5 protein-coding genes and 1 pseudogene are annotated in these 5,391 nt (G+C 37.6%); 1 reads left to right on the top strand and 5 read right to left on the bottom strand.

The genetic code is table 11. The features are described from left to right. The 5 genes and pseudogenes from QZ265_RS09730 to QZ265_RS09710 all read right to left on the bottom strand — a co-directional run. A pseudogene (locus QZ265_RS09730) lies at nucleotides 1–374 on the bottom strand (hypothetical protein); the annotation flags it as partial. A 15-nt stretch (nucleotides 375–389) separates the two neighbouring features. Then, nucleotides 390–1,493 carry a hypothetical protein gene (locus tag QZ265_RS09725; protein WP_296405701.1) on the bottom strand — a complete coding sequence of 368 codons (1,104 nt, stop codon included), beginning with the start codon at nucleotides 1,491–1,493 and terminating at the stop codon, nucleotides 390–392. A 356-nt stretch (nucleotides 1,494–1,849) separates the two neighbouring features. Further along, nucleotides 1,850–2,806 (bottom strand): AEC family transporter, encoded by a 957-nt coding sequence (locus QZ265_RS09720; protein ID WP_296405700.1) that lies wholly within the window; start codon nucleotides 2,804–2,806, stop codon nucleotides 1,850–1,852. 125 nt (nucleotides 2,807–2,931) lie between these two features. Beyond that, nucleotides 2,932–3,243 carry a hypothetical protein gene (locus QZ265_RS09715; protein ID WP_296405698.1) on the bottom strand — a complete coding sequence of 104 codons (312 nt, stop codon included), beginning with the start codon at nucleotides 3,241–3,243 and terminating at the stop codon, nucleotides 2,932–2,934. Between the two features lie 4 nt (nucleotides 3,244–3,247). Beyond that, nucleotides 3,248–4,021: a crotonase/enoyl-CoA hydratase family protein gene (locus QZ265_RS09710; protein WP_296405703.1), complete on the bottom strand. Its 774-nt coding sequence runs from the start codon at nucleotides 4,019–4,021 to the stop codon at nucleotides 3,248–3,250. Between the two features lie 279 nt (nucleotides 4,022–4,300). On the opposite strand from QZ265_RS09710, the gene rlmF reads away from it, so the two are divergent. After that, nucleotides 4,301–5,263, top strand: a complete 963-nt coding sequence (rlmF, locus tag QZ265_RS09705; protein WP_296405696.1) for a 23S rRNA (adenine(1618)-N(6))-methyltransferase RlmF — start codon at nucleotides 4,301–4,303, stop codon at nucleotides 5,261–5,263. Nucleotides 5,264–5,391: the final 128 nt, after the last annotated feature.

Below are 5,391 nucleotides of genomic sequence, written 5' to 3'. Positions count from 1 at the left end.
GGTTTCCAATCAAGAGCTTTACCTGTTTCAAAGTAAGTTTGAATTTTATACTTACTTATCGTCATAGGTGTTTGAATATCAGTGCTTGGCTTAGCAATGATATTTCCGTTTGCACTAACGCTTATTCTAAAAGGTTTGTTTTGAATTCGAGTTTTAAGCTCTAAACCATCTTCAGAGATGTCATCAATAAAGGTCTGATAAACTTCCTCAAAGTTATCTAGCTGTTGGTTTTTCTGATATTTAAGCGCTCTTTTACAAAACTGTTTAAAACTCCCATCTCTTAACTCAAAACCTACATCTCCATCTTCATTCTGAATGGGCCGTAATCCTTCTACAAAGTCGGTATAGTCATAGGAGGGATGAAATTGAATCAACTCAAACTCTGCATTTCATGATTCAGCCAATTGCTTCGCTAAATAGGTTTTACCTGTACCTGGCGCACCTGTTAATACAAGGTTTATATTCGCTAATAACAATTCACCGACCTCTTGCATCAAAGGATTTGTTAAGATCATATCTATATCCTGTTTATTAGGTTTTCCATCATTACTTATTTCATTTGCTAAACTAAATATTTTTTTATACGCTTCAAACAGGTCGCCTTTTAAGTTATTTATTATTGTATAGTAATCTATTAAAGATATTTTGTTATTTCTTAGCGATATAATTTTTTCTAAAAGATAGTAATTATCTGGTCTAATATCTTTCGCACTTGATATTTCATTTTCCCAGACAAAACCTTGATTAATTAGTTTATTTAAGTAATCACTATCTTTTAATGATATTAAAGCTTTTAAATAAGGTTTTGCTGATTCTAATGCAGGTATTTCACTTCTCATTGACTGAGTATTAACACCTAAACCAAACCCTACTTTATTTGCACGTAAATATAAATGGTATTGTATTTCATCTGAACCTCCGTAGTTAATTGACCAATCTCTATCTTCTTTTTTATAATAGAATAAAACTGTAGAATTTGGACTATTCTTTAAGTTATTGACTAATGCTTTTCTCGCCTTTGCGAACGTTTTTTTAAAATCACCCACATCTTTATTAACCAAGTCAATCAAATTTTTTAAATTTTTAATAGTAATAGCACTAGCATTAACATAATCTAAATCCAGCATTGCATCTATCAATTCTTCACGTAACTGCCATTCAAACAGGCCTCCATCAATATTTCTACCTTTCATTGTGATCGGCCAATATTGGGCATTACCACCATTGTGAATTAATTCAAATCGATTAAGTTTTTTCTGTACCGCCTTACTAAAATTCATAATGTAAGAATTTATTGAGTTGTAATGAATATTATATTTTTTGCCCAAATGTTTACAGCTAGATCTATGCTCAGGTTCTAAATAAAAAATACTTAATGCATATTTATAGTTATTAGACATTAAACTATCGTCTGATAGTATTTCTAACCATTCTTCTTTAGTCACTAAATCTGAAGTAAAGTACTCATCTTCTTTAACAATAATTTTATTCACTTATATACCTTATCAATATAGATTTTCATAAATGAGTGTAAATCAACTTTACTAGTTATAGCTAGTTATTATTATTTTAGACGAAAGTCCTATATTGGGAACGGTTTAGCCCTGAGCACCGTTAAAAAATTGTACGCCAATTTTAGGTGCGCAAGAGAAAATCCCTTAAAGGGGATTTTCTGAAGCGGATATACTGGTGGCTAAAGGCGGTTGCGAGGACTTGGTGTTGGCATGGCGCGCAAAGTAGGCGACATGCAAAACCTTATCCCATCGCCCAGCTTAAGACAAAAGGCAATGGCGAAAAACGGGATCAGTTCCATGAATACTTATCTTATTTAAGTATTCAACAATCCACCCTAAAACCCAACCGTCAGCTTCCAATAAATCAGCACCGCACTCATACTAAAGAACGAGCCAATGGTTGAAACAATCACAATGGCCGACATACGATTGACCAAGCCATAATGCTGACCGATGATAGCAATGGAGGAAAACACTGGGGCTGAAGCATACAGTATGGCGACATAGTTATCTTGAAGTCTGCCGCTCGGTATCAGGCTTATCGCCAACAATATCATCAACGGATGCACTATCAGTTTACCCAAGCCAACCGTGGTAATTTTGGGTAAATCGCCCTTTAGCTCAAGCCCATACAGACTCATACCGATCACAAATAGCGCAACAGGCGCCGCAGCACCCGTCAGTATCTTAGCCGTTCCGGCAACTACTTGAGGAACAGGGATACTAAAAATTGAAAAAATAACACTAATCACAATGGAGATAATAAGGGGATTACGGGTCAAGCTTTTGCCAATGCCGAGCAGAATACTGGGCAATGACTTATCAGAGTCTGCATTGAGTTCGGCCATTATGAAAAGCAAAGGCAGGATCAATAGGTTTTCAATTAATACGCCCATCGAAAGATAACTAGCTGCACTGCTAGAACCGATGACCATAGCGACGACAGAATAGCCAATAAAGGCACTGTTGGAAGATGACATCGCCGAAGAATTGAGCGCTGCTGAGACATTATCCTGCTTCCAAAAAACCTTGGATAATACAATTCCTACTATAAATGCCATCAGCGAACCGAGGCCATAAATTAACAGATAATAAGGCTTTATCACCTGTTGAAACGGCGTATTAGCAATAGCGTTAAACATTAAAGCGGGTAAGGCAATTTTTAATACCAAAGCACCCATACCTTTGGCGTGCCTCGGATCAATTATCTTAAATCTTACCGATAAATAGCCCAATGCGATAATGATAAAAATTGGCGCCGTAATATTGATAATATCGAGCATATTGGTCATTAAAGTCTGATACCTATAAAATTAATTTGCTAAGGCTTCACAAATGAATTTTTTACTTTTAATGGTTGGCACTCTTTTATTTTTACAACAGTAAAGGGGCTTTCTCGCCATTGCTACTTATGAGCCTAGTCTCTAAAAGTATCCCTGGGTGAAAACAACCGCCACGAAGCATTTATAAACAATAGAATAAAAGTAAAAATACCACCCAGTAATGCGCTAAACTTAAAGTCCTCTTCAAGAGTATGAACCAATGAGATGTCACTTGTATAACGCCAAATGACCAGACCGATAAAGACTAAAATTGACAAAATACAGCCTTGATAAATACAAGTTATATAAGGATGACCTTTTATCCTAAAACTTGAATGATCAACACTCCTCTCGATAACATCTTCAACAACCCACTCTATAATAAAATTAAAGACGTCATCTAACATAATGCTACCTTCCCTTAAACTTAGCCTCACGACGTTCCACCATCGCCATTACTCCTTCTTTTGCATCTTCAGAATGAAATAACGAGGGCAAGAAGCTATGGACATTTGCTAAAGCACTAGTAGCACCATTTCGCACGCCATCTTGAGCAGAGGCCAATACGCCTTGTACACCCAGTGGGGCAGCTTTGCTAATCTCTATGGCTATTTCAAGCGCTCGATCATATTGTTTGCCTGTCGCTACCACTTCGCTAACTAGATTTAACTTATCGGCAGTTTCGGCATCAAAAGCTTTACCCGTTAACAAGTATGGCATGGCTTTTTGCCATCCTGCTGCCGCCACAAAGCGCACCGTAGCCCCGCCAAACGGCATGATACCGCGCTGAACTTCCATTTGCGCAAAGTTGCAGTCACTACTGGCTACCACGACATCGGCATTTAACATCAGCTCAATACCAGCGGTGAAACAAGTGCCTTGTACGGCAACAACTATTGGCTTAGTACGCATTTTGCCACTGATGCCCCAAGGATCTATTTGAGACTCATCAAAATTAAACACACCTTTATCGAGTTTGTCTTGAAGCTCCATCAAATCTAGCCCAGCGGTAAAGTGCTCACCATGAGCAAAAATTAGCGCACAACGTAGCTCACTATCGGCTTCATAGCGGGTTAGAGCATCAGATAGCTGGGCAATCATATGGCTATCAAAGGCATTTCGCTTGTCAGGTCTATTTAAGCCAATTAGACAGATATGGCCTTCTGTTTCATAAGTAATACGCATATTATGATTAGTATCGTTAGCGTTATTTGTCATTAGTATTCTCTAGATTAAAGGGAGGCTTGTTATGGATGCGAATTAAAGATGCTAGTTATAGACAATTATTAGTGATAATAGCATTATAGATATAGTCTTATCCTAAACGCTTAGCAAACCAGATAATTGCTGACTGTTTGATTACTAAACCTGTTAAACTACCATTTACGATGTTGACGCTATGTCAATTATTATATCCCCAGAAAATCTTCTTTTGTCTATCTTTTTTATAAGCTCAAAATTCATATGACCCAGCCTAAAGCCCAACCAAAAAGCACTTTACACCCCCGTAACCCTCATCAAGGTCGTTATGACTTTGAGAAGTTAACTAAAGCGTTACCGGAGCTTGCTAAGCACACCATTACCAATCCAACTGGTGAGCCGACCATTAATTTCTCTGATGCCGAAGCCGTTTTGACCTTAAATAAAGCGCTACTGGCGCTGCATTACAATATTAAATATTGGGATCTGCCGAAAGACTACCTATGCCCGCCCATACCTGGTCGTGCCGATTATATTCATCAAGTGGCGGATTTACTGGCAAGTGATAATAATAAAAGCGCCAAAGAACTAGAGAATAAAAAACCACATGTGTTAGATATTGGTACAGGCGCAAGCTTAATTTATCCGATTGTTGGTAGTCAAAGCTATGGTTGGTATTTTACTGCCACTGATATTGATCCTGTGTCTATCAATACTGCCAAAGCCATTAGTGAAATTAACCCTAATTTAAAAAAATTGGTGATGGTAAAACAGCAAAAAAACCCTAAGCATATCTTTAAAGGTATTATCGGTGAACATGATTATTTTGATATCACTATCTGTAACCCGCCCTTTCATGGTTCTATGCAAGAAGTGCTAGATGCCAATAGTCGCAAACAAACCAAGTTACAGAAGAACCGCGCTCGCCGTAATCCCAATAGCCAAGCTTCTAATAAATTTGCAGATGCTAAAAATAACCTAAACTTTGGCGGTCAAAACTCTGAGCTATGGACCGAAGGTGGTGAATATGCGTTTATCAGTCGTATGATTAATGAGAGTGTCGATTACGCGCAGCAAGTAAACTGGTTTACCACACTGGTTTCAAGAGCTGAGAATTTAAAACCTCTTGATGCACTCCTAAGAAAAGTGGGCGCTAGGCAGATTAAAACTATTAACATGCAGCATGGTCAAAAAGCGACGCGTATATTGGCATGGCGCTTTAAATAAACAACATCATTTTATTTAGCTTATTCGAGTAAAAAAGAGCCTTGAGATTTATATCCAAGGCTCTTTTTTTATGTCTTAGATTCAACGATGAAGTGCAACGTTTAGAAATGATGAGAAGAAGAGTAAGA

Origin of the sequence: Psychrobacter sp. (assembly GCF_018260395.1) — a bacterium.
Lineage (GTDB): Bacteria > Pseudomonadota > Gammaproteobacteria > Pseudomonadales > Moraxellaceae > Psychrobacter.
This window is presented reverse-complemented; position numbering and strand designations above follow the sequence as displayed.

Excerpts from the sequence above, each read along its gene's own strand:
- QZ265_RS09715 (WP_296405698.1), bottom strand. The coding sequence starts at position 3,243 with ATGTTAGATGACGTCTTTAATTTTATTATAGAGTGGGTTGTTGAAGAT.
- QZ265_RS09710 (WP_296405703.1), bottom strand. The coding sequence starts at position 4,021 with ATGCGTATTACTTATGAAACAGAAGGCCATATCTGTCTAATTGGCTTA.
- QZ265_RS09720 (WP_296405700.1), bottom strand. The coding sequence starts at position 2,806 with ATGACCAATATGCTCGATATTATCAATATTACGGCGCCAATTTTTATC.
- rlmF (WP_296405696.1), top strand. The coding sequence starts at position 4,301 with ATGACCCAGCCTAAAGCCCAACCAAAAAGCACTTTACACCCCCGTAAC.